At 40.2% G+C, this 23,308-nt stretch carries 23 protein-coding genes; 13 read left to right on the plus strand and 10 right to left on the minus strand.

Annotated features, from left to right (window positions below; translation table 11 throughout):
• Nucleotides 1-13 precede the first annotated feature (13 nt).
• From H5115_RS02510 to H5115_RS02540, 7 genes are read left to right on the plus strand one after another with little or no spacing between them, the layout of a single operon-like run.
• Entirely contained in the window at nt 14-1,033 is a 1,020-nt protein-coding gene (locus tag H5115_RS02510) for an amidohydrolase family protein (RefSeq protein ID WP_154903786.1), read from the plus strand.
• Entirely contained in the window at nt 1,030-1,923 is an 894-nt protein-coding gene (locus tag H5115_RS02515; RefSeq protein WP_310736276.1) for an amidohydrolase family protein, read from the plus strand. Before H5115_RS02510 ends, H5115_RS02515 begins: the two co-directional genes overlap by 4 nt.
• 9 nt (nt 1,924-1,932) lie before the next feature.
• A complete protein-coding gene (gene ligA / locus H5115_RS02520; RefSeq protein WP_154903787.1) occupies nt 1,933-2,322 on the plus strand; it encodes a protocatechuate 4,5-dioxygenase subunit alpha in 390 nt (129 codons plus the stop codon).
• Nucleotides 2,323-2,324: 2 nt separating this feature from the next.
• Nucleotides 2,325-3,164 carry a class III extradiol dioxygenase subunit beta gene (locus H5115_RS02525; protein ID WP_154903788.1) on the plus strand — a complete coding sequence of 280 codons (840 nt, stop codon included), beginning with the start codon at nt 2,325-2,327 and terminating at the stop codon, nt 3,162-3,164.
• Between the two features lie 14 nt (nt 3,165-3,178).
• On the plus strand, nt 3,179-4,123 hold the full coding sequence (locus tag H5115_RS02530) for a Gfo/Idh/MocA family oxidoreductase (protein ID WP_182681164.1): 945 nt from the start codon (nt 3,179-3,181) through the stop codon (nt 4,121-4,123).
• A gap of 20 nt (nt 4,124-4,143) precedes the next feature.
• Complete coding sequence (locus H5115_RS02535; protein ID WP_182753478.1) at nt 4,144-5,130, plus strand: aldo/keto reductase; 987 nt, start codon at nt 4,144-4,146, stop codon at nt 5,128-5,130.
• Between the two features lie 24 nt (nt 5,131-5,154).
• Nucleotides 5,155-5,913 (plus strand): sulfite exporter TauE/SafE family protein, encoded by a 759-nt coding sequence (locus H5115_RS02540; protein ID WP_182753480.1) that lies wholly within the window; start codon nt 5,155-5,157, stop codon nt 5,911-5,913.
• Nucleotides 5,914-6,000: 87 nt separating this feature from the next.
• Here H5115_RS02540 and H5115_RS02545 read toward each other — a convergent pair whose 3' ends face one another.
• From H5115_RS02545 to H5115_RS02570, 6 genes are read right to left on the minus strand one after another with little or no spacing between them, the layout of a single operon-like run.
• Nucleotides 6,001-7,131 (minus strand): FAD-dependent oxidoreductase, encoded by a 1,131-nt coding sequence (locus tag H5115_RS02545; RefSeq protein WP_182753482.1) that lies wholly within the window; start codon nt 7,129-7,131, stop codon nt 6,001-6,003.
• A gap of 1 nt (nt 7,132) precedes the next feature.
• Nucleotides 7,133-7,489 carry a Rieske (2Fe-2S) protein gene (locus H5115_RS02550; protein ID WP_182753484.1) on the minus strand — a complete coding sequence of 119 codons (357 nt, stop codon included), beginning with the start codon at nt 7,487-7,489 and terminating at the stop codon, nt 7,133-7,135.
• A gap of 2 nt (nt 7,490-7,491) precedes the next feature.
• Nucleotides 7,492-8,427 (minus strand): VOC family protein, encoded by a 936-nt coding sequence (locus tag H5115_RS02555; protein ID WP_182753486.1) that lies wholly within the window; start codon nt 8,425-8,427, stop codon nt 7,492-7,494.
• A gap of 10 nt (nt 8,428-8,437) precedes the next feature.
• Nucleotides 8,438-9,598, minus strand: coding sequence for a S9 family peptidase (locus H5115_RS02560; RefSeq protein WP_154902989.1), 1,161 nt, complete (start codon nt 9,596-9,598; stop codon nt 8,438-8,440).
• Between the two features lie 35 nt (nt 9,599-9,633).
• Nucleotides 9,634-10,422 carry a cyclase family protein gene (locus H5115_RS02565; protein ID WP_154902990.1) on the minus strand — a complete coding sequence of 263 codons (789 nt, stop codon included), beginning with the start codon at nt 10,420-10,422 and terminating at the stop codon, nt 9,634-9,636.
• Nucleotides 10,415-11,404: a fumarylacetoacetate hydrolase family protein gene (locus H5115_RS02570; protein WP_182716392.1), complete on the minus strand. Its 990-nt coding sequence runs from the start codon at nt 11,402-11,404 to the stop codon at nt 10,415-10,417. The genes H5115_RS02565 and H5115_RS02570 overlap by 8 nt, the downstream gene beginning before the upstream one ends.
• A 149-nt stretch (nt 11,405-11,553) precedes the next feature.
• Between H5115_RS02570 and H5115_RS02575 the strand changes: the two genes are divergently transcribed.
• Entirely contained in the window at nt 11,554-12,462 is a 909-nt protein-coding gene (locus H5115_RS02575; RefSeq protein ID WP_182753488.1) for a LysR family transcriptional regulator, read from the plus strand.
• Nucleotides 12,463-12,505: 43 nt separating this feature from the next.
• Here the strand turns inward: H5115_RS02575 and H5115_RS02580 are convergent, their stop codons facing one another.
• Together H5115_RS02580 and H5115_RS02585 are read right to left on the minus strand one after the other, a co-directional pair.
• Nucleotides 12,506-13,495 carry an MBL fold metallo-hydrolase gene (locus H5115_RS02580; protein ID WP_182753490.1) on the minus strand — a complete coding sequence of 330 codons (990 nt, stop codon included), beginning with the start codon at nt 13,493-13,495 and terminating at the stop codon, nt 12,506-12,508.
• Between the two features lie 13 nt (nt 13,496-13,508).
• On the minus strand, nt 13,509-16,025 hold the full coding sequence (locus tag H5115_RS02585; protein WP_182681173.1) for a TonB-dependent receptor: 2,517 nt from the start codon (nt 16,023-16,025) through the stop codon (nt 13,509-13,511).
• A gap of 361 nt (nt 16,026-16,386) precedes the next feature.
• Between H5115_RS02585 and H5115_RS02590 the strand changes: the two genes are divergently transcribed.
• Nucleotides 16,387-17,589, plus strand: a complete 1,203-nt coding sequence (locus H5115_RS02590) for an MFS transporter (protein WP_182753492.1) — start codon at nt 16,387-16,389, stop codon at nt 17,587-17,589.
• Between the two features lie 19 nt (nt 17,590-17,608).
• Here the strand turns inward: H5115_RS02590 and H5115_RS02595 are convergent, their stop codons facing one another.
• Complete coding sequence (locus H5115_RS02595; protein ID WP_182753494.1) at nt 17,609-18,502, minus strand: LysR family transcriptional regulator; 894 nt, start codon at nt 18,500-18,502, stop codon at nt 17,609-17,611.
• A gap of 98 nt (nt 18,503-18,600) precedes the next feature.
• Between H5115_RS02595 and H5115_RS02600 the strand changes: the two genes are divergently transcribed.
• From H5115_RS02600 to H5115_RS02610, 3 genes are read left to right on the plus strand one after another with little or no spacing between them, the layout of a single operon-like run.
• Nucleotides 18,601-19,317, plus strand: coding sequence for a CoA transferase subunit A (locus H5115_RS02600; protein ID WP_182681175.1), 717 nt, complete (start codon nt 18,601-18,603; stop codon nt 19,315-19,317).
• 2 nt (nt 19,318-19,319) lie between these two features.
• A complete protein-coding gene (locus H5115_RS02605) occupies nt 19,320-19,991 on the plus strand; it encodes a 3-oxoacid CoA-transferase subunit B (RefSeq protein ID WP_182753496.1) in 672 nt (223 codons plus the stop codon).
• Nucleotides 19,988-21,178, plus strand: coding sequence for an acetyl-CoA C-acetyltransferase (locus H5115_RS02610; RefSeq protein ID WP_182753498.1), 1,191 nt, complete (start codon nt 19,988-19,990; stop codon nt 21,176-21,178). The genes H5115_RS02605 and H5115_RS02610 overlap by 4 nt, the downstream gene beginning before the upstream one ends.
• A gap of 99 nt (nt 21,179-21,277) precedes the next feature.
• Here the strand turns inward: H5115_RS02610 and H5115_RS02615 are convergent, their stop codons facing one another.
• Nucleotides 21,278-21,994, minus strand: coding sequence for a GntR family transcriptional regulator (locus H5115_RS02615; protein WP_182753500.1), 717 nt, complete (start codon nt 21,992-21,994; stop codon nt 21,278-21,280).
• A 214-nt stretch (nt 21,995-22,208) separates the two neighbouring features.
• Between H5115_RS02615 and H5115_RS02620 the strand changes: the two genes are divergently transcribed.
• Nucleotides 22,209-23,300: an aromatic ring-hydroxylating dioxygenase subunit alpha gene (locus tag H5115_RS02620; protein WP_182753502.1), complete on the plus strand. Its 1,092-nt coding sequence runs from the start codon at nt 22,209-22,211 to the stop codon at nt 23,298-23,300.
• The last annotated feature ends 8 nt before the right edge of the window (nt 23,301-23,308 follow it).

Here is a 23,308-nt window from a genome sequence, read left to right on the forward strand (position 1 = left end):
CAGGAGACACACAATGATAATAGACTGCCACGGACATTACACAACAGCGCCAGAGTCATTACAGCTTTTTAGAGCAGCGCAAATTAAAGCATTTGAAGAGGGAAGAGCCCTTCCAGGCGTTCCCTATATTTCGGACGATGAAATTCGCGAAAGTATTGAAAAAAATCAGTTAAAGTTGCTCGATGAACGCGGCCTAGACATGACTATTTTTTCACCTCGTGCATCGGCTATGGCGCATCACGTAGGTAATGAAGAGGTATCAAAACAATGGACCTCAGCCTGTAACGATTTAATAGCGCGAGTTGTTGACTTATACCCTACGCGTTTTATAGGAGTGTGCCAATTACCACAATCGCCGGGAGTACCAATTGAAAATTCAGTTGCTGAGCTAGAGCGCTGTGTTAATGAATTAGGATTTGTTGGTTGTAATTTAAACCCTGACCCTTCTGGTGGTCATTGGACTTCAGCTCCGTTAACCGATCCGAGTTGGTTTCCACTTTATGAAAAAATGGTTGAGCTCGATGTTCCTGCAATGATCCATGTATCGGGCTCATGTAATCCAAATTTCCATGCGACGGGCGCGCATTATATGAATGCTGATACCACCGCATTTATGCAATTTTTACAAGGTGACTTGTTTAACGAGTTTCCTGATTTACGGTTTATTATACCCCATGGTGGTGGAGCGGTGCCTTATCATTGGGGACGTTATCGTGGATTGGCTGATATGATGAAGCAGCCACCACTTAACGAGCATGTTATGAAAAATGTATATTTTGATACCTGCGTTTATCATCAACCAGGCATAGATTTATTAGTAGACGTTATTGATACTAAAAATATTTTATTTGGCTCTGAAATGATTGGGGCTGTGCGTGGTATTGATCCGCAAACCGGACACTATTTTGATGATACTAAACGTTACATTGACACATTAGAAATATCGGCAGCAGACAAAAAAGCGATTTTTGAAGAGAATGCGCGTCGCGTATACCCACGCTTGGACGTCAAATTAAAAGGGATGGGTTTGTGAGTAAATTTATAATGGATGCCGATTGGCTTCATTGGCATCAATCGCCATCAAAACCTGGTTTTGAGTTACTCGAAGGTGCGGTTGATGCGCATTGTCATGTATTCGGCCCCGGCAATGAGTTTGGTTTTGCGCCCGAGCGTAAATACACACCGTGCGATGCATCAAAACAGCAGCTCTGGGATTTACGCGATTACTTAGGATTTAGTCGAAATGTTATTGTGCAAGCAACCTGTCATGGAGCTGACAACAATGCGATGGTAGATGCGCTTTTAGCATCAAATGGTTTAGCACGTGGTATTGCAACTATTAAAGAAGATATTAGCGAAGCCGAGCTTGATAAATTACATGCTGCAGGTGTACGCGGTGTGCGTTTTAATTTTGTAAAGCGCCTAGTTGATGCCTTGCCATTTGACTCGTTAAAACGTATAGCTGATCGTATTGTTAAACGTAATTGGCACATTGTTATCTATTTTGAAAGCCAAGATTTGCCCGAGCTTTATGATTTTTTCACTAGTTTGCCAACGACATTAGTCGTTGACCATATGGGGCGCCCAGATGTTACTAAACCTGTTGAAGGCGAAGACTTTGCGTTGTTTTTACAGTTTATGCGTGAGAATGAAAATGTGTGGTCTAAAGTAAGTTGCCCTGAACGGATCTCTGCTGATGGTCCTGATAAAGGCTACCAAGACGTTGTTCCTTTTGCGCGTAAAGTCGTGGAAAGTTTTCCTGATCGTGTTTTATGGGGCACTGATTGGCCGCACCCAAATATGAAAAGCCACATGCCCGACGATGGTAAATTAGTGGACATGATTCCACTTTTTGCACCTACTGCTGAATTACAGAAAAAGTTATTAATTGATAATCCAATGCGTTTGTATTGGTCGAAATAAGGAATACATATGGCTATTAATAAACCTTACAAAGAGGTGCCAGGTACCATTATATTTGACGCCGATATGGCGCGTTTAGGTTTTCACTTAAATCAATTTTGCATGTCGTTGATGAAAGCGCCAAATCGGAAGAAATTTAAAGCAGGTGAGAAAGTCTACCTTGATGAGTGGCCAATGAGCGAAGCACAAAAAGAAGCGGTTATAGCACGTGATTACAACAGAATGATGAGCCTAGGCGGCAATATTTATTTTCTTGCAAAAATATTTTCTAGCGACGGTATTAGTTTTCAAGCCGCAGCATCAACGATGACGGGGATGACACAAGATGAATACGCGCAAATGATGCTATCAGGGGGTCGTGCACCCGACAGCAGTAATACATTAAAGAAAGGAAGTTAATCATGGCCAAAATAAATGCAGGTGTTGCTACATCACATGTTCCGGCTATTGGGGCTGCTATTGATAATGGCATAACAGATAATGAGTATTGGAAACCATTATTTGAGGGCTATGATTACGCTAAAGAGTGGATAAAAAAGCAAAAACCAGACGTTGTATTATTAGTATATAACGATCATGCAACCGCGTTTGACTCTAATTTAGTTCCTACCTTTGCGATTGCAACGGGTGAAGAGTTTAAGCCAGCCGATGAAGGATGGGGGCCACGTCCTGTGCCAAATGTAAAAGGCTATCCTGAATTTGCTTCACATATTGCTCAATCTGTTATTCAAGACGATTTTGACTTAACTGTCGTCAATACTTTAGATGTTGATCATGGCTTAACGGTCCCGTTATCACTGATGTTTGGTCAGCCTGAAAATTGGCCGTGTAAAGTTATTCCTATTGCAGTAAATGTAGTGCTTTATCCAACCCCATCTGGGCAGCGTTGTTACAATTTAGGTAAATCGTTACGTAAAGCTGTAGAAAGTTTTGATGAAGACCTGAATGTACAAATTTGGGGGACGGGCGGCATGAGCCATCAATTACAGGGACCGCGTGCAGGTTTAATTAATAAAGAATTTGATAATGCTTTTTTAGATGACATTGTTGATGATGCTGAAAACTTAGCCCTAAAACCACATCTTGAATACATTAACCTAGCTGGCTCTGAAGGCATTGAGCTTATTATGTGGCTCGTAATGCGTGGTGCGCTCAATGATGAGGTTGAATTAAAGAAGCGTCATTATCATGTACCCGCATCTAATACTGCTGTTGGTCATCTTGTTTTAGAAAATAAATAACCTGGAGAAATTTTATGAAAGTAATTGTTGTTGGACCAGGCGCATTTGGAATTAAGCACCTTGACGGTATTAAAAATATCGACGGTGTTGAAGTGGTAGCACTTGTTGGTCGTACGCTAGAAAAAACTCAAAAAGTGGCTGATGAGTATGGCATTCCACAGGTTTTTACAAGCTTAAATGATGCGCTTAAAATTGACGCAGATGCAGTTATTTTATGTACACCTACTCAGCAACACGCTGCGCAATCTATCCAATGTATGGAAGCGGGTAAGCATGTGCAAGTTGAAATCCCATTAGCAGATAGCTGGGAGAATTCATTAAAGGTAGTTGAGGTACAAAAGCGCACGGGGCTGACTTGTATGGTTGGGCATACTCGGCGCTTTAATCCATCACATCAATGGGTTAATAATAAAATAACGGCTGATGAGTTTAGTATTCAGCAAATGGATGTACAAACGTACTTTTTCCGTCGTAAAAATATCAATGCTAAAGGCGAGGCCCGGTCGTGGACTGATCACCTTTTATGGCACCACGCTGCGCACACTGTTGATTTATTTGCTTATCAAGCAGGCGCTAAAGTGGTTAAAGCGAATGCTATTCAGGGACCAATTCACCCAGAGCTTGGTATTGCTTTAGATATGTCTATTCAATTACTAGCTGAAAATGGTGCAATTTGTACCTTATCATTATCGTTTAACAATGATGGGCCTTTAGGAACATTTTTCCGCTATATTGGTGACACAGGAACATACATAGCACGCTATGATGATTTAGTGGATGGCAAAGAAAATGCGATTGATGTCTCCGCTGTTGATGTATCAATGAATGGTATTGAGCTGCAAGATAGAGAGTTTTTTACTGCTATAAAAGAAGGTCGCGAGCCTAATTCAAGTGTGGAGCAGGTACTTGATTGTTATCGGGTGCTTCACGACTTAGAGCAGCAATTAAATAATCAATAATTAATCGCAAAGGAGGGCGTATGAATAAGCGTAAAATTAATGGTCATAGCGTTAATCCAATTGGGTTGGGCTGTATGAACTTGAGCCATGCCTATGGGAGTCCTCCCTCAGATGAAGCTGCAATTAATTTATTACACGCAGCGATTGATTTAGGTGTTGAGCATTTTGATACTGCCGCTTTGTATGGATTTGGTAAAAATGAAGCCCTACTAGGTAAAGCTTTAGCTCCACACCGAGATAAAATTTTTTTGGCGAGCAAATGTGGTATGGCGGGCGTTAATGGCAAGCGTGTTATTGATGGGCGTCCACAAACGCTTCGATCAACAATAGAGGCGTCTTTAACTAGTCTAAATACAGAAGTTCTAGATTTATATTACTTACATCGTATGGATAAATCTGTGCCGATTGAGGAGAGTGTTGGCGAGCTCTCGCGCTTAGTTGGTGAAGGAAAAATTAAAGCAATTGGCTTATCTGAGGTATCAGCCGACTCAATAAAGCGAGCAAATAATGTTCATTCGATTGCAGCGGTGCAATCAGAGTATTCGTTATGGACACGTAATCCTGAAATTGCAGTCCTCGAAACATGTAAGCATATAGGGGCTGCTTTTATTGCATTTTCACCATTAGCGAGAGGCTTCTTAACTGAGCAGGTTACCAGTCTAGAGGTACTAGTTGAAGGTGATATTAGACGTGGTATGCCACGCTTTAATGAACCTCATTTTAGCAAAAACAAGCAATTGTTAAGTGCATTAAAATCTATCGCACAAAGCACAAATTTAACACTGGCTCAATTGTGTTTAGCCTGGGTGCTTCATCAAGGTGAGCATGTTCATGTTATCCCTGGCACACAGAATAATGAACATTTAGCCGATAATGTAAGTGCTGAAAAAATTGTACTGTCAGCAGAGCAGTTAACGCAACTATCAGCTTTATTCTCACCGTTCTCAGTTAGTGGTCCGCGTTATCCTGAGGCAACTCAAGCGGAAATAGACACCGAAGAGTTTTAAATGTAGCAATTAAGGTTTTTCGTTTTGAGCTTATTACTAAATGATTTACTCACCCCGCTATATGCGGGGATTTTAATTGCATTCGCTTTTTTTGGATCATTTATTACCGCCGCATTTGGCGCAGGAGGCGGCTTATTACTACTGCTTTCAATGGCCTCTATACTGCCTATGTCAATTGTTATTCCCGTTCATGGCCTTGTTCAGTTAGGCTCTAATGCGACTCGAGCAATAGCAACGTTTAGATACATTGACCTGAATATGTTGGCTTATTTTTCAGTAGGAGGGCTGTTTGGTGCTGTGCTATCGACTACTGTAGTAACACAAATAGCACTTGAGCCGATGAAAATTGTGTTGGCAATATTTATTTTTTATTTGTTGTGGGGCCCAAAGCCTAAATTTAGTGGCACATCACCAAGCGTGCGCTTTATTGCAGGGTTAAGTACTGCCTTTCTCTCTGTATTTGTTGGCGCTAGCGGCCCAATTGTAAGCAGTTACTTGTATACAAACGAGTATGAAAAATTAAAATTTACGGCAACATTTTCAAGCTGTATGGCACTTCAGCATGTATTAAAAGCGGGAGTTTTTAGTGTTGTTGGATTTGCATTTTTTAATTGGCTGCCTTTAATTTTTTGCATGGTTGTCAGTGGTATGCTCGGAACGTTTATAGGTTTACATGTACTAAATAAGATTCCCACATCTAATTTTAAAAAGGGATTACGACTTATTTTGAGCTTTTTATCTCTGCATTTGATATGGCAAGGTGTCCGTTATTTTTATAATTAGTAGAGATAATATAAATAATACCCCCTCGCTGTCACTCATTTTCAGCGAAGGGATATTAACAACCTATTTAATCTAAGTTCTGGTAAGTTAAATTGCTTTAGCTAAGGCAATATGGGAGTCACGCATAATTGCAGAGTGCTCAGCTTTGTCGCCTCCTTCTATTTCTATTTGAGCAAGTCGACCTGAGTTTTCAACAACAAGCTTACAACGCTCCCAACGACGCTCTTTAAAAGCGGTTAGTGCGTGTTCTAACTGAGCATGCTTAGTGAGTTCATCAGCCAGTACAATAGCGTCTTCAATACCTATACATGCACCCGACGCTAAATGAGGTGTCGTTGCATGTACTGCATCGCCAATAAGTACGATTCGGTTTTTATGCCATGCTTCTTTAACTAATAGCCCTTCAAGTGGTCGGTAATCAATTTTAGAGTTTTCATTTAGGTGAGCATGTATTTCTTGTACTACCGGTGCTGAAAATTTGGCTACAAGTGCTTTTAATAAAGGTAAAAAGTCTTTTGGTTCAATATAATTATTTTCAATTTTATCCTCTGTAACAAACATATACATTTCGTTTTTCGACATAGGGTTAACCCCTACTTTAATATGTTCGCCTACCCACATTACCGTGTTATCAATGCCTTCAAGGCGAGGCAGTACGGCTCGCCATACACCTTGGCCTACAAATTTAGGCTTTTCAGCTTCAGGGAATGTGACTTGTCGTACTTTTGAGTACAAGCCATCAGCACCAATAATTAGGTCATATGTTTTTGTTGTGCCATCGGTAAAGGTTACTGTTGCCCCATTTTCGTCTTGTTCAATAGATGAAAATGTACAGCCAAGCCTAACATTGGCATTGGTTTGTTTCGTTTTATTTGCCAAAATTTGTGCAAGTGCTGGTCGCATTATAGCGCCCGCTTTTGGAATATTAGCATTAGCCATTAATGGCGTTGGTATATGGGCCAGGTGCAAACCATGTGGGGCATATATATCTAACCCTTCATGGGCACTGCCTTTTGCTAAAAACTCTTCTAAAATTCCAAGTTGTTGAAAAGCTCGAATTGTAGCTCCACCTAAACTGATCCCAGCTCCTTCTGCTCGCCAGTTAGGATCAATTTCTACCAAATCGACAGCAATATTTTTTTTCTCAAGTTCGATGGCTGCCGACATACCAGAGAAGCCACCACCAATTATTAATACATTAGAAATACACGGGTTCATTTTAGAACTCCTTTATTGTTGTTATATCCACCCAAATTTCATTGTGTTGGTGAATATCTAATTCAATGTTTGTTAAGGCCTGATTTTTACATGGCCCTTGTGTGCAAATACCAGTGCTAATTTCGAATAAAGCGCCGTGAGCAGCACAGACTATTTGATCACTTTTTGAATCTAAGTATTTATCTTTTTTCCAAGGTAATGTGGTATCACCGTAGTGAGGACAGATATCTTTATAGCCATAATACTCCCCATTTTTATGAACTATAAAGAGGCTGTCGCGCCCTAGATTAAGAGGGTCAAAGCCTTTAGCTTGACCCTCTGTAATATCGCTTTTATAGGCGATAAATACTTTACTCATGATTACTCTGGTTTACCGGGAGGTGGGCCCATTGGTGCCCACTTTTCGCGGTACTGAAGCAAGAAAGCTTGCGAATTATCAGCACCCGGCATTGCTTCTCGTGCAGTCCATTCATCATCGTGTAAATCCATATCAGCATCATATTCAATGTTGCAGCCAAACGGACTTTTGAAGTACCAAAACCAGTTTGATCCGAATATATGACGACCTGGCCCCCAAAAGCTTTGATAGCCTTTATTAACTAAGGCAGTACCTGCCTGAGAAACTTCTGTTGGTCCGCTCATATGAAAAGTGAAATGCTCAATACCTTGCATGTGTGGCGGGGTATTTATAAAAAATAATGTGTGGTGATCGTTGGTACCGGCGGGGCGCATAAAAGGACCTACATGGGTAAAACGATCCGTAGTAATAAAGCCTAAACGCTGTGCGTAAAAAGCTTCAGCTTTAACGGCATCCGGTACAAAATACACAACATGAGAAAGGCTACGAGGCTTTGCCTTGAAGTCTGTATTAATACCAATATTGTTTACAGCACGGTTGTTTTCACACCCTGGCGCGTTGACTTTTTCTGCTGGTAGATTCTCGAGCGATTGCCGTATGGTCACTTGAAAACCAATAACAAACCCTAAATCGTCAACAGATTCGATACTGCCATCGTCTAAAGTTGTTACTGTTCGGTCTTTTTCAAGCTCTGTTTTTAAAGCATCTATTGTATACTGATCTTTTACACCGTAAATTGTTTTACGCAGCATTGAACCAGTAGCAAGAGGATTCGGTAATGAGCTGTCATCTGCTTTTTTAATCTCAATACCTGTGCCATCAAGAGCAACAAATCGTGTTTCAGTTTTTTGTGTTAAGCCATAATCTAGTGCGAACTGCTTACAACTCTCGGTGTCTTCAACACCAAAAACAAGCGTATCGGGGCCAATAATATTCATGGTGTGATCCTTATTGTTTTTTTAATTCGTTAAATGTTTCAGCTACCCAATCAGCTATGTACTGACCCGCGTTTGAACTGTTGTCGAAGCTAGAGTGCTGTACACCACCTTCTCGTTCTGTAAAGATTTTTAGCTCACGCTTAGGGCTATTGACTAGTTGCTCAAAGGTGCGCTCGGCCCATTTAAGTGGAATTTGCGAATCTTTAGCGCCGTGAGTGACTAAAAATGGCACTTTAATTTTTTCAATTTGACCATCAAGGTGGACGTTTTCAGCAATTTCCATGAAATCATCCATATTTTTTGCACCCCAAACCCATTGCACATGTGCCCAGTAATGAGGTACGGGGAAGTCACCTTCTTTTTCTAAGCGACGTTTTTGAACGTCACGCCAATCGTGGTTTGCACCCCATACACAGCCTAGGGCAAGTCTCGGTTCATTCGCTACCGCACGAGGGCAGTAATAGCCACCTAAAGAGACACCTTCCATGCCAATTAGCTTGCTATCTACTTCATCATGTTGTTCTAACCAATCAACAACAACACTTGCCCAATGCTCAGTGTCAAAACGAGCATGGAAGTCTTGTAGCTTTAACGCTTCACCTGTACCTGGTTGATCTAAAACAAGTGATGAAACGCCACGTTCTGCTAACCATTGTGGTAAACCAACGCGATATTTCATTTCCTTTGATGAATCTAGGCCGTTTATTTGTATAAGAATAGGGGCAGGGCCTTTAACGCCTTTGGCTTTGACATAAAGAGCACTAAGGTGTTTGCCTTCATAAGGAATTTCCACGCGTTCACAGTTTTCGTGACCCAGTTCGATTGATTTTTGAAAAAGCGAAAGTGAACGTTTATACAGCTCTGTTCTTCCCGAGGCGCCATGTGCTTGAATGCGTTCACAGGTTATAAGGTAGGTTGCAGCGCGATTATATTTGTACCCTGCAGAAAGTAGTCTGCCACGTTCTAGATCTTCTTCAGCAAGACCACATAGTTTATCGGCCATTTTAGCCCACGTGTCTCTAAATGCTTGAACGCCTTCTTTATCTGGTGATTTTGCAGCCTCTTGTAAAGGGCCACACATTTCTTCGATTTCGCCAATGCGAGCGCCCATTTCGATAGCTAAATTTACTGATAAATTCCATACATAATTCGTCGGGAAATACTTAAACATAATAACCTCTTAATAAATTAATGTGTTGTGCTCAACTACTTTTCTAGAAATGCGACAGCTCTGACAAAACCTGCTGAGGCATGTTTAATTTTGTAAGGAAAACATGAAACTAAAAAACCACTACTTGGTAGTGATGCTAAGTTTGCTAGCTTTTCCATTTGCCCATAACCAATGTCGCGACCCGCTTTATGGCCTTCCCAAATGATTGATGGGTCGCCGCTTTCTTCGAAACGTTGTTTAGTGAATTTAAAAGGAGCATCCCAGCTCCAAGCGTCGGTACCTACAACTTTTATACCGCGCTCTAAAAGATACAAGGTGGCTTCGCGGCCCATACCAACACCAGCATCAAGGTAACCAGGCTTACCGTAAACAGAGCCTGCACGGGTATTGACTAAAACGATGTCTAACGGCGATAAGGTGTGATTAATTCGGGCTAGCTCTTTTTCAACGTCTAGGGCAGTAATTACATAACCATCAGGGAAATCTCTAAAATCTAATTTAACACCGCGTTGAAAACACCACTCCAAGGGCAACTCATCAATACCAAAGGCTGGTTTTCCACCATCTGTGGTAGAGGCATAGTGCCATGGTGCATCCATGTGAGTGCCACTATGAGTGGTGATCTCTAAACGTTCAGCCGCCCACGATTCATTTCCTGGGAGTTGATCTTTTTTTAAACCAGGGAACATTGATGACATTTCTGGCCAACCTTGTTGGTGGTCGGTATACTCGATTTTTGGTAATAATGGCGGTGGATCGGTATAGGGGTTATTCTCAAGCGTTACCGATAAATCGATTAATGTGTATTGTGATGGATTAAACATGTGTATTCTCCATTATGGCTTCTTGTTTTATATCTCCAAATATTGACTTGCCCTGCGAGTCTAGTACTCGCATATGAACTGTTTCGCCAGATTGTAAAAAGTCTGTTTGTGGTTTGCCTGTGGCAATCATTTCCTTAGCACGTAGCTCTGAGATACAGGCTTGTCCTTTACTAATATCTGCGTTAGAAACAGTACCTGAGCCAAACACGGTGCCCGCTTTAATAGGGCGAGTTTTAGCGACATGGGCAATTAATTCATGAAAACCAAAAAACATCTCTGTGCCATCAGGCGCACCAAACCATTTGTCGTTACGGTAAACTTCTAGTGGCAGTGAAATACGACCATTGCGCCAGTTTTCACCAAGCTCATCAGGGGTAATAGCAAATGGTGCGAAGCTGGTAGGGCCTTTAGCTTGTACAAAGCCAAAACCTGTTTTCATTTCTCTTGGCCCGAGTGCGCGATAGCTGATGTCGTTAAGCATGACTATTAGACGTATTTTCTCAAGTGCAAACTCTGGACTACTCCCCATTGGGATGTCACCGACCATCACGCCAAATTCGCCCTCAAAATCAAGACCAACTTCGTTACTTGGAGCTGCAATTTTATCATTAGCGCTAAGAAAGCTATCGCCAGCACCTTGATAAACAAGTGGATAAATATCAGCATCTTCGATTGGGTCCAGATGAAATGCTTGCTGCATCAACACGCCATGATTTAAAAAAAGTGAACCGTCTAACCATTGCCAACTACGTGGTAAAGGGGCCATTAATTGAGTGTTACACACTTTATTAATGCCTGTTAGCTCAAGTGCGTTAAGTGCCTCGTAGCGAAGTAAAAGCTTATCTTGTATAGCAGGCCATAAATCTAGTGCCTCTTGGAGCGTGCCGGCTAGGTCGCTAATGTCTACGTAGTCAGTTAGATCCTTAGAGACTAATACAAGCTGACCATCTGGTTTTGAATTATTAATTGTTGCAAATTTCATTGTGTGTCCGCAGATGTTGTTAAACTTTGGTTTAAGTTATATTAATACTTCATTTGCAATTGATGAAATTGAATGTTTAGATAGGTTGTATCAATAATTTTAATACTTAAAAATAATCAAAATTTAAAAATCAGCAGTGGACCAATGTTATGAGATTTGAGCATTTAGATTTAAATTTACTGGTTGCATTAGATGTTTTACTAGAAGAAAAAAACATAACCAAAAGCGCTAAGAGACTGCATTTATCGCAGTCTGCTATGAGCAGTATTTTGGGTAGAGCACGTGCCTTTTTCGAGGATGACTTGTTAGTGCAAGTTGGTAAAACTATGCAACCGACCCCTTTTGCGCTTGAAGTTCAAGTACCAATTACTGAAGTACTGACAACCATTAGAGGCGGGATTATTGGTAAGCGATTTAATGATCCATTAAAAAGTGAACGTCATTTCAAAATTGTTGCATCGGATTATGTTATTCAAGTTTTGTTTTCTAGTATTTTAACCGAGCTTGCTACGTTAGCTCCATTATTGACGTTTGAGTTTTTATCGCCGTTTTCGCATGAAGTTAGTATACTTACCAAAGGAGGAGCCGATTTATTTATAGCACCGGAATCGGTAATGCTTGATGGTTACCCTAGTTCATTACTTATGGTTGATGAACTTGCATGTGTAGTCGATATGGATAACAAGTTAGTTGTTGGTGATGTAATTTCAGCTGAACAAGTTGGCAGTATGGGGCATGTGTCGGTAGGTTTTGCACGAACAAGTCATTTAAGTATTGAAACATGGTTAACGGAGACGATGGGAGGAAGTCGAAAAGTTGATATTATTACAAATGACTTTTCTACTATGATTTATACTTTGAAGGGGACTCAACGCGTAGCTATTTTACCAAAAAAGTTTGCCAATATACACGCACAAAAGCATGGTTTAAAGGTAGTTTCATTTCCCTTTGATACACCCCTTTTAGTTGAATCAATGATGTGGCACCCTACACTTGATAACGACCCTATACACCGGTGGTTAAGAGAAAAAGTAATTTCTACTGCACAAAACTTATAAAAAAGTCGCCTTAATAGGCGACTTATAGTTTTATATAATTAGGTCAGTGCTTTAATTCATACCGATTCAAATCTTGAGCTATTGATATCGTCCCTTTGTATTCACCTTGCACTTGCTTGGTATAAAAGTCGATTTCCTCTGAAGTATCTAACCCTGGCGCCATATGAGTAATGACGAGTTTTTTTACGTCTGCTGCTTTAGCCAGCTCACCGACCTGCTGAGGAGATAAGTGATGCTTTGAAAGGTGCCTATGAATACCTTTAAATTTTTTCTCTGGCATACGAGGATTCGTTTTCTTAATTTGATTAACGGTATGATCAATATCCATCATCTCACTAACTAATAAATCAACGCCGTTTGCGAGTTTTTCTACGGCCTTACTAGGGCCCGTGTCACCAGTGTAAACAGCAGTATAACCATCATCCAGTGTAAACTTAAACGATAAAGCTTGAAACTTGTTCCATTCGTCACTGCCTTTTGGCCAGCTATAATGAGTGTTTCTAATTACATTTAGAGTAAAGTCATCAAATTTAATATCTGAGCCATCTTGAACCTCAATTACTTTAATATTGTTATTTGCAGGAGCTGGAACTTGACCAGGAACACCATAATGACCTAATGCACCGTAAGTCATGTATTTAAAAATACCATCAACGGTTTGCTGAGTACCTGGCGGGCCATATATAACAAGGTCATTATTAGCACTTGTTTGCCACCTTAAGCTAATAATTGCAGGCAAACCACCTGTGTGATCAAAGTGAAGGTGACTTAAAAATATAGCATCCACATCCTTTATATTAAGGCCTGCTTTTGCTAATTGCCCTGCAGTTCCATCACCCGCATCTACTAAATAGGTATTACCATTAACAAGCATCGCATTAGCTGGTTGAGAGTGTTTTGCATTAGGAATAGGGCCTGCCATCGTACCTAGAGTTATCCACTCATTTTTTGTTTCGCTTGCGTTACCGTTAAACGTAAATGCTAAACAGCCTAAAGATAGAAATAAATTAAATAAAATACTACTTTTTTTCATTGTGTGTGCTCTCTTAATAGAAGTCATATTTAAATGTAATGCCGTATGTTCTTGGTTTTTCATAGGTTGATACCATGGTATTGCCACCATTTGCAAATAACTGTGATGTTGCTTTTATCTCTTCGTCAGTTATGTTTCTCACATATGCGAGAATTGACCACTTATCATTTGCTGAAAATAATTGCATAGAAGTGTCTAAGGTAATAACATCTTCAGCACGCTGTGATGGTAAGAAGTCAAAGCCAACCCAACGTTCGTCGCGGTAACGAGCATCAAAAGACACCGATGCCGAATAACCATTATTAAACTCTAAGTAATGGTTAATACTTGCAGTTAAAGAAAGTGATGGCGAGTTTCTGCCTTCCTTACCTGAACAGTTGACATTATATGTGGGCTCCCCATCAGTCATGCTTATTACCGTTGTGTCACAACCAGTCACAACATTTACAGCTTCGTCTGGCGTTTTTTGAAGGTAACTAAACTCTTCAATCTCATTTTTTAGGTATTGAATATTACCTTTGATTCGTGTTGCTTCAGTCAGTTGATAAAGAATATCAACTTCAACGCCTTTAATACTTGATTGACCTATATTTTCAGTAAAGAACGCGGAATTACCATTACCATCAATACCAAAGTGACTTGCCTGTTGATCTTCATAATCCCAAATAAATGCCTCAGCATTGATTTGTAAATAATTATCTAAAAATCTATTTTTAGAACCAAATGTCCATGCATTTATATACTCAGGTAAAAACTCTTCACGACCTGCTGTTGGACTAAACCCTCCTGAACGATAGCCTGTTTCGTAACTAGTGTAGAGTAAATTACTATCAGCAATATCGTATTCTATTGCTGCTCGATACGTTATTTCGTCATTTTCTTGAACACGGTCAATTTGTGTTTGGTTAATGAAAAGCAAGTTTGCACGCAGGTTATCTGGCGCACCAGGAAACAACGGAATTTGGCCATACGGAACAGGACCTCGGTTAGCTATAGGAGCTCCTTCTGGCAAATCAGCTGGATCAATAGATGCAATTGTTTCTGCAACAGTTGCACCAACAGGAATAACTGGCGCACCGTCACAATTAGGGATTTCTGGTCCGCCAGGGTAGGCTGGTAAATCTCTAATACATAAATTTAGAAATACATCCGCTTGTCCCTGGAATTCTTTTTTATCTTTGGTCCAACGCACAGCACCAACGAGTCTAAGATCTTCAGAGATGTGATATTTACCATGAACAAAAAACGCGGTTGACTTTGTACTGGAGTTTTCAATATCTTGCGTTGATTGCAGGCTGTATTGGTTAAATGAGGCTAGACCATCAACTTTTTCATCAAAGTAAAAGCCACCCATAATTAAATCAAGCGCCCCTACGGTTGTAGAGAAACGAGCTTCTAAACTAGATTGCTGGTGATTTTCTTGATTAATAGCTGCTTGGAAAGCGGGATTATTAAATAAAACGTCAACCGTATTCTCTCTATAAGCCGGAATAATTGTTAGATCACCCAATGATGTTGCAACGTTTAACTCTGCCGATACCCCCATATACTCGTTGTCTATATAAGGGTCATATAGGGGAGTGATAGAAGTAAATGCTGGCGAGGTTATTTGGCCTGTGTAGTATTCAACTGCAGCTGGTGTACCTGGGCCTGTATGAGGAGCTGATACGTTATCTGGAGCAGGATTGAAGTTGTAACCTGGAATATTTTTTGGGTGGTTATTACTTCCTTGGAGTGGGAATCCGTAACTACCTTCAAATGAAGGTGAATTACCATTGCCTTTTGTTGTTGAGTAATCTGCAGTGACGGTAAGGTTTACATCTTCTGAAAACTCACCAAATAAACGTGCGCGGAATGCGGTATCATCTGTTGCCGCTGTACCATCATCGTTGTAGCCGTCATTTTTAGTTTTGCCAATCGCAAAACGAGCTGCCCAGTCATCGCTTATTGGTAAATTGACAGCACCAGAAGCTGTTATTGTTCCATAGTTAGCAGCACCAATAGAAATATTGCCAAATGTCTCACCAAGTTCAGGTTTTGTTGAAATAACATTGATCGCACCCGCTGTTGCATTTCGGCCATAAAGAGTGCCCTGAGGTCCCTTTAAAACCTCTATACGTTCTACATCTAAAAATGATGCCGTTGTGGCTGTTGGGCGCCCTAAAAATACACCGTCTACGTTAAATGCTAAAGCAGCATCTGTGTATGCATTTACAGCAAAGTTACCAACGCCTCTGACAAAAAATACAGTATTAGAGCCGCCACCAGAGACAACATTGAGTGCAGGTGATATTTTATTAAGCCCTGTTGCATCGGTAACACCGATGCGTGATAGTTCTTTACCTGTTGCGGCATCAATAGGTACAGCCACATCTTGTAAACTTTCTGTTTTTCTAAGTGCTGTAACCGTTATTAACTCAATACCACTATCTGCTTTAGGTTCTGTAGTTTTTTCGGCAGTTTGAGCCGAAATAGCTAAAGGTGCTAAACATGCAGTCAGAATACATGAACGTAAATACGATTTGTTCATAGTTCTATCCTTATAATTGTGTGTGTAAAAGCGTTTTACTAATAACTTGTTAATACAAGTGACGAGATTGCGATGTGTGTGCAACGCAAAAGTAAAGATAAAGTAAAAACTGCATATCAAGTTAATTGATTTTTATGATTGAAGTTACCTATTTCATAGATACATGAGAGAGCTAGGCACTCTAGCGAGGAAAGGTGATAAAAAAGGTAATTGCAATTAACTATTTATTTACGTGATACATTCTATCTAAATATTAAATTCTACAATTGGAAACTTTCAACACATAGTGGAGCCTTCGGGTTTGTATTTAATGACCCGACAACACACTAAGCAAAACACACAATAATTAAAGGAAGTTTTTATGAATACTATCTCGCCCACTGTGGCTTCTACTAAACACGGTATTATTTTAATTTTAGCGGCTATTATGCCTGTTATGGCAGTCATCTCCCTTGTTCCTGTGCTGCCTATGTTACTTGAAGAGTTTAAGCAAATTAGTGGTTATGAGGTTTTAGTGCCTATTGCTATGACTATTCCTGCACTCTGTGTTGCTGTCTTCTCTCCAATTGCGGGGTCTCTTTCTGATAAGTTTGGCAGGAAGTCGCTCCTTATTTTTGCTCTGTTAATATACAGCGCTGTTGGGGTATTACCTTATTTCTTGGAAAGTTTATCTCATATAATAGTATCTCGTATTTTTTTAGGTATTACAGAAGCGGTTATTATGACAATTGCTACCGCATTAATTGCTGACTACTTCATAGGAAAAGAAAGACAAAAATGGATTTCTATACAAATAGCGTCAGTGAGCTTAAGTGCTATTTTTCTCATTGCACTTGGCGGTATGTTGGGTGAAGTATTGGGTTCAAGAGGCCCATTTGTTTTATACTTACTTGCCTTGCCTGTTGCTTTGCTGGTTGCTTTAAACTTATTTGAACCTAAAGTAAGAGCAAATGAAGACAAACAACTCACGGGATTCCCTGTAAAAAAAGTACTGCCTCTATTATTTATAACACTATTTGTTGGTATTATTTTTTATTCTATGATTGTAAAACTAGGTGAAGTACTGTCGATTAGTCAGACAGTGACGCCCGCTATTATTGGCGGAATAGGAGCTTTAGCAAATATAGGTGTTGCATTAGGTGCATTTTGTTACGGAAAAATTAAGCATATCTCAGGGCCACTTTTATTATGTGTTGGTTTTGGTTTAAGTGCCTTTGGTTACTTTGCAACAGCAGTGTCTTCTTCAATTGTAATTTCATCAATAGCTATTTTTATTGGTTGCTTGGGTTTTGGCTCTTTATTACCAACGACTTTAACATGGGTATTAAAGCTACTCCCTGAAAATGTACGTGGTAAAGGAACTGGGATGTGGACGGGTATGTTCTTTTTAGGTCAGTTTACAGCACCTATTGTTGTAACTTTACTTCAAAAAACATTGGACTCTTTGAGTGCTGTGCTTGTGCTAATTGCTATTTGTTGTGCAATTGCATCGCTGGTCGCTGCACTAAAAAGTAAAGGTGCAAGAGATTTAAAGTGTGATGATACAAATAAGGCACCTGTTTGAACATTCAATGGACCTAAATTCAATCTCTTAACTCCAATGAATAGAGCTTAATTGTTTCAAGCATTGATTTAGCCGCGATAGATAAAGACGTGATAGGTTTAGAAATAACGCCTACACGTCTTGCAATAATAGGGGAATTTATTTCTCTGCATATTACGCCTGCTTCTAATGCTTGCTCTTTGCAAAGTGCAGGTACAACAGCCACTCCTAAATCATTACTCACCATCCTTATAACTGTCGCTAACTGGTGCGCATCAAATGCAGGGTTGAGTGCAATGTTATGCTGCGAGAGAGTGTCTTCAATTAGCCCTCTGACAGAAGAGGGACTTTGCAGAGTAATTAACTCAAACTTTAGTAGCTCCGACCAACTAATACTATGGCACTTAGCAAGCGGATGAAATTGAGGTAAAACCACAATAAATTGATCGTTATACAGCGGATGAAATACTAAGTCACCATTATGTTTAGGCTCAAATGAAATACCGAGTTCCACCAAGTCAGCATTTACCAAGTCAATAACCGTATCAGATAACACATCGTCCACTGAGAGTTTTATGTTTGGGTACTTTGTATGAAAACGCTTAATTATTTTTGGCAAAATTGAACTGGCAAAAGAGGGCATGGCTGCGATAGATGTATGCCCAAGATCCAGTGCAAATCGCTTATTCATCTCTCGTTCTGCTGCGTCTATTTGGTTTAATAAGTTTTTAGCGACAGGTAAAAATGCTTTACCTTCTTGGGTGAGTATTAATGTACGTGTTGTGCGAGTTAATAATTTACCGCCCAAGCTCTCTTCTAAATTTTTGATACTTAAACTAAGCGCGGGTTGCGATAAGTGTAATTTAGCTGCGGCTTCTACAAAGCTTAGGCTGGAAGCCACCTGCGTAAATGCCTTCAATTGTCTTATATTCATTTATAAGAAAAACTAATTAATAAAACATAATTATAAAATTAACTATATCTTGCTTTGTTGTCAAACTAATAAATACATTCTTAATTTGGACTTAAACAATGGCTGGATTTAATAAAGTAGTAATTACGTATTCTCAAGCGCTTGAAGGACTTGAAGACGGTATGACCGTTTTAGCTGGTGGCTTTGGCTTATGCGGTATACCAGAGAATTTAATTAAGGAAATACAAAAAAAAGGTACTAAGGGGTTAACGCTTGTGTCGAATAACTGTGGTGTTGATGACTTTGGTTTAGGATTGCTGCTAGCAAAACGACAAATCAAAAAGATCATTGCGTCTTATGTTGGTGAAAATGCAGAGTTTGAGCGACAAATGATGTCTGGTGAACTGGATGTTGAATTGACACCTCAAGGTACATTAGCCGAAAAAATGCGTGCCGGTGGTGCCGGTATTCCTGCCTTTTTCACCGCAACGGGTTATGGAACTCAGGTTGCACAAGGAAAAGAAGAACGTAACTTTAAAGGTAAAACCTACATTTTAGAAGAATCGATAAAAGGTGACTTTGCCATTGTAAAAGCGTGGAAAGCCGATACGTATGGTAATTTAGTTTATCGAAAGACAGCACGTAACTTTAACCCTTTGGCGGCTACAGCGGGGAAAATTACGGTGGCAGAGGTTGAAGAGATTGTAGAGGCAGGACAATTAAATTCAGATGAAATTCATACTCCTGGCATTTACGTGGATCGTATTATTAAAGGTTCATTTGAAAAACGTATAGAACAACGCACTATTCGTGCTTCGCAAGCTGAAGGAGTGTAACAATGGCTTTATCTCGTGAACAATTAGCAATGCGTGTTGCGCAAGAATTACAAGATGGATACTACGTAAACTTAGGTATTGGTATTCCAACGCTGGTGGCGAACTATGTGCCTGAAGGCATTGAAGTGATGCTTCAATCTGAAAATGGATTGTTAGGTATGGGGCAATTTCCAACAGAAGATGAACTTGATGCTGATTTAATCAATGCAGGTAAACAAACGGTAACAATGGCTACGGGCGCCTCAATTTTTGATAGTGCAGAGTCGTTTGCCATGATCCGTGGCGGGCATGTTGATTTAACCGTATTAGGTGCCTTTGAAGTAGATGTGAATGGTAATATTGCGTCTTACATGATCCCTGGTAAGTTAATTAAAGGGATGGGAGGCGCTATGGATTTAGTGGCGGGTGCTGATAATATTATTGTCACAATGACTCATGCATCAAAGCATGGTGAATCAAAGTTATTAGCAAATTGTACATTGCCATTAACAGGTAAAGGTTGTATTAAAAAAGTATTAACTGATTTAGCTTTTATAGAAATTAAAGACGGTAAATTTCATTTGTTAGAAAGGGCGCCGAATGTCTCGGTAGAAGATATTCAACGGTTAACAGCAGGTGAGCTTGTTATTCCTGAGTATGTACCAGAAATGGACTTGCCCGAGGTGGTAGCATGAAGGCTGTTATTGTGGCAGCCAAAAGAACTGCAATTGGCGGTTTTGGACAAAGTTTGGCAAGTCTGTCAGCCATTGAAATAGGCAGTCAGTTACTTAAAACCGTTCTTGATGAAACACCTCAAGTAAAGCCACACATTGAGGAGGTAATTTTAGGGCAGGTGCTAACAGCAGGTTGTGGTCAAAATCCAGCAAGGCAAACAGCACTTAATGCTGGACTACCTATTAGTGTGTCTGCTTTTACTATTAATCACGTATGTGGCTCAGGACTAAAAGCGGTGCAATTGGCTGCGCAATCAGTTCTTTGCGGCGATGCTAAAATGGTGGTTGCAGGTGGGCAAGAAAGTATGTCTCAGGCAGCGCACGTATTACCCAATAATAGAGTACCTAAAAAATTAGGTGATTTATCACTGGTTGATAGCTTAATAAAAGATGGGCTGTGGGATAGTGGTGAAAATATTCATATGGGAGTAACCGCCGAAAATATTGCCGAAAAATTTTCGGTTTCACGAGAAGCACAAGATAAATTTGCAGTTCATTCACAGCAAAAAGCAGCACATGCTATTAGTAGTGGTTTATTCAAAGATGAAATTGCCCCTATTCATATTGTAAAACGTGGAGGCGATATCCAGAGTTTTGATGTTGATGAATCAGTAAAAGCTGATACACAAATTATAAACCTTAGTAAGCTTAGGCCTGCGTTCAAAAAAGGTGGCTCAGTTACTGCCGGAAATAGTTCTACTATAAATGATGGTGCAGCGATGGTTGTGGTAACCACAGATGACCATGCCAAAGAGCTAGGTTTACCTATTTTAGCTGTGATTGAAGCTACCGCTTGTGAAGGCGTTGATCCGCTTTATATGGGGGTGGGGCCTATAGCCGCTACGCAAGCCGTGTGTAAAAAAGCGGATTGGCAAGTCGGTGATATTGATCTAATTGAGGCTAATGAGGCATTTTCAGCCCAAGCGCTGCATGTAACTAATGAATTAGGGCTTGATCCTAAAAAATTAAATGTAAATGGGGGGGCGGTAGCTTTAGGCCACCCCATAGGTGCTTCAGGTTGTCGTATTTTAGTCTCGCTGATATATCAAATGCAGCGAGCTAATAGAACAAAAGGGTTAGCAACACTTTGTATTGGTGGTGGTATGGGCATTGCTATGTTGGTTTCGCGTGAGCGCACAAAGGCTTAATAAGTTGTAATATTTAAAGGCCGTCTTTATTAGCAAGCTTCATACCTTACAGAATATGGCTCATTCAATGTGTAAGAGTGAGTAACACTCCTGCGCAGGTTATTTATTTGCGTGCGAAATAACAGTGAGTATGTTTTTAAGCTCTGTTCGGTGATAGTTTCGATCGTAACCGAGTGTTGCTTGTGCATGCTCACGCATAATTCCTTCAGCACGAGCACCTTGGCGAGAAAGCATTGCATGAAATACGTGGTGATGTTGCTGATGGGCAAATGCAAAGCGTTTAAACTCTTTTTGCATATTATTTTTGTCGATGGCAAGCGCGCTTACCGATGCAAATGGTAGGTGCTCATTTTTAGATAGTGCAGCCTGGATAGCCAAGTTACCCGACGCTTCAATAATTAGTAGATGAAAACGGCGGTTCATATCATGGTAGGTTGCTAAGTCATCTTCAGTTAGCTCGGCCCCTTCAAATAATAAATCACCACAAGTAAGCAGGGATTGCATTTCATGTTTTTGTTCTTCATTAAGGCCGTTTTCAGCAGCTTGTCGAGCAGCTAGGCCCTCTAATACTCCTCTTACTTCAATAGCGCCTTCAATTTCAATTGGTGAGACTGAGCGAACTTCGTAGCCACGCCTAGGAAGTTTGGTCAACAAACCCTCTTGTTCAAGTGTTCTAAATGCAATTCGTACCGGCGTTCTTGAAACACCTAGACGTTCAGAAGTGGCAATTTCAACTAGCCTTTCTCCGGTTTTTAGTGCTCCAGTTAAAATCATTTGTCGCAATGTGGTTACTGCATTTTGGCCTGACTTAGTCATAAAAAATTACCTTAATTACTTTTTAAACTGGATCCAATTAGGAATCTACACTGCATATAGTCATTGAAATAGTGTGAATTTACAACTAAAGCGTGACTAAAAGTACAAAAAAGAAAATTATATGGATCCAATACGTGCGTATTTGTTTCATTTATCTTGTTTATTAGTTTATATTGGATCCAATGACAACAAAAACACAACAGGAGATCAAGGTATGGCTAAGCAGACCTTTATTAAAAATACATGGTATGTGGCGGCAATGAGTGATGAAATCAATCACAAAAAACCACTCGGCCGAAAAGTGTGTGATCAAAGTATTGCTTTTTATCGTCAGGCGGATGGAAAAGTAGCTGCGGTGCTAGATTTTTGTCCACACCGTGGCGCAGCTTTATCTTTAGGATATGTTGAGGACGGCTTGCTTGTATGCGGCTATCATGGTCTAAAAATGGGTGAGGACGGTAAAACAAAAGAAATGCCGCTGCAACGTGTGCAGAAATTTCCGTGTATGAAGTCATTTGCAGTTGAGGAGCGCTTTGGTTTTATCTGGGTTTGGCCTGGTGATAAAGAGGCTGCAAATACAGATCTTATCCCACATTTACCTTGGGCTGAAGATGATGCTTGGGCCTATGGGGGGGGGTTATATCATATAAAATGCGACTATCGTTTAATGATCGATAATCTAATGGACTTAACTCATGAAACCTACGTTCATGCTAGTAGTATAGGTCAAAAAGAAATTGATGAGTCTCCGGTGCAAACTAAAGTAGAAGGCGATAAAGTTTTTTGTCGCCGTTATATGGAGAATATTATGGCACCGCCATTTTGGCGAACTGCTCTGGAGGGAAATGGGCTTGCATCGGATACACTAGTAGACCGTTGGCAAATTTGTCGCTTTATGCCGCCATCACATGTAATGATTGATGTGGGTGTAGCACATGCTGGTTATGGTGGTTTTGATGCACCAAAAAATAAAAAAGCGAGCAGTACAGTGGTTGATTTTATTACTCCTGAGACTGAAAATACGATGTGGTACTTTTGGGGGATGGCACGTAACTTTAATGCCCAAGACGCTACATTAACTGATAAAATTAGAGAAGGGCAAGGCAGTATTTTCCAAGAAGATTTAGAGGTATTAGAGCGTCAGCAGCAAAATCTGAAGAATTTCCCGCAATTTGATCTTTTAAAGCTTGATATAGATGCAGGTGGTGTTCAGTCGCGACGTATCATTGAGCGTTTAATTGATAAAGAAATAAATGCGAAAAATATATCTACAGACGAGCTACCGCTCCAATCAGTAACATTTTAACAAAGGGA

This window comes from Pseudoalteromonas sp. SR44-2 (genome assembly GCF_014163745.1).
In the GTDB taxonomy this organism is placed as follows: domain Bacteria; phylum Pseudomonadota; class Gammaproteobacteria; order Enterobacterales; family Alteromonadaceae; genus Pseudoalteromonas; species Pseudoalteromonas distincta.

Excerpts from the sequence above, each read along its gene's own strand:
- H5115_RS02510 (WP_154903786.1), top strand. The coding sequence starts at position 14 with ATGATAATAGACTGCCACGGACATTACACAACAGCGCCAGAGTCATTA.
- ligA (WP_154903787.1), top strand. The coding sequence starts at position 1,933 with ATGGCTATTAATAAACCTTACAAAGAGGTGCCAGGTACCATTATATTT.
- H5115_RS02525 (WP_154903788.1), top strand. The coding sequence starts at position 2,325 with ATGGCCAAAATAAATGCAGGTGTTGCTACATCACATGTTCCGGCTATT.
- H5115_RS02530 (WP_182681164.1), top strand. The coding sequence starts at position 3,179 with ATGAAAGTAATTGTTGTTGGACCAGGCGCATTTGGAATTAAGCACCTT.
- H5115_RS02535 (WP_182753478.1), top strand. The coding sequence starts at position 4,144 with ATGAATAAGCGTAAAATTAATGGTCATAGCGTTAATCCAATTGGGTTG.
- H5115_RS02545 (WP_182753482.1), bottom strand. The coding sequence starts at position 7,131 with ATGAACCCGTGTATTTCTAATGTATTAATAATTGGTGGTGGCTTCTCT.
- H5115_RS02550 (WP_182753484.1), bottom strand. The coding sequence starts at position 7,489 with ATGAGTAAAGTATTTATCGCCTATAAAAGCGATATTACAGAGGGTCAA.
- H5115_RS02555 (WP_182753486.1), bottom strand. The coding sequence starts at position 8,427 with ATGAATATTATTGGCCCCGATACGCTTGTTTTTGGTGTTGAAGACACC.
- H5115_RS02560 (WP_154902989.1), bottom strand. The coding sequence starts at position 9,598 with ATGTTTAAGTATTTCCCGACGAATTATGTATGGAATTTATCAGTAAAT.
- H5115_RS02565 (WP_154902990.1), bottom strand. The coding sequence starts at position 10,422 with ATGTTTAATCCATCACAATACACATTAATCGATTTATCGGTAACGCTT.
- H5115_RS02570 (WP_182716392.1), bottom strand. The coding sequence starts at position 11,404 with ATGAAATTTGCAACAATTAATAATTCAAAACCAGATGGTCAGCTTGTA.
- H5115_RS02575 (WP_182753488.1), top strand. The coding sequence starts at position 11,554 with ATGAGATTTGAGCATTTAGATTTAAATTTACTGGTTGCATTAGATGTT.
- H5115_RS02580 (WP_182753490.1), bottom strand. The coding sequence starts at position 13,495 with ATGAAAAAAAGTAGTATTTTATTTAATTTATTTCTATCTTTAGGCTGT.
- H5115_RS02585 (WP_182681173.1), bottom strand. The coding sequence starts at position 16,025 with ATGAACAAATCGTATTTACGTTCATGTATTCTGACTGCATGTTTAGCA.
- H5115_RS02590 (WP_182753492.1), top strand. The coding sequence starts at position 16,387 with ATGAATACTATCTCGCCCACTGTGGCTTCTACTAAACACGGTATTATT.
- H5115_RS02595 (WP_182753494.1), bottom strand. The coding sequence starts at position 18,502 with ATGAATATAAGACAATTGAAGGCATTTACGCAGGTGGCTTCCAGCCTA.
- H5115_RS02600 (WP_182681175.1), top strand. The coding sequence starts at position 18,601 with ATGGCTGGATTTAATAAAGTAGTAATTACGTATTCTCAAGCGCTTGAA.
- H5115_RS02605 (WP_182753496.1), top strand. The coding sequence starts at position 19,320 with ATGGCTTTATCTCGTGAACAATTAGCAATGCGTGTTGCGCAAGAATTA.
- H5115_RS02610 (WP_182753498.1), top strand. The coding sequence starts at position 19,988 with ATGAAGGCTGTTATTGTGGCAGCCAAAAGAACTGCAATTGGCGGTTTT.
- H5115_RS02615 (WP_182753500.1), bottom strand. The coding sequence starts at position 21,994 with ATGACTAAGTCAGGCCAAAATGCAGTAACCACATTGCGACAAATGATT.
- H5115_RS02620 (WP_182753502.1), top strand. The coding sequence starts at position 22,209 with ATGGCTAAGCAGACCTTTATTAAAAATACATGGTATGTGGCGGCAATG.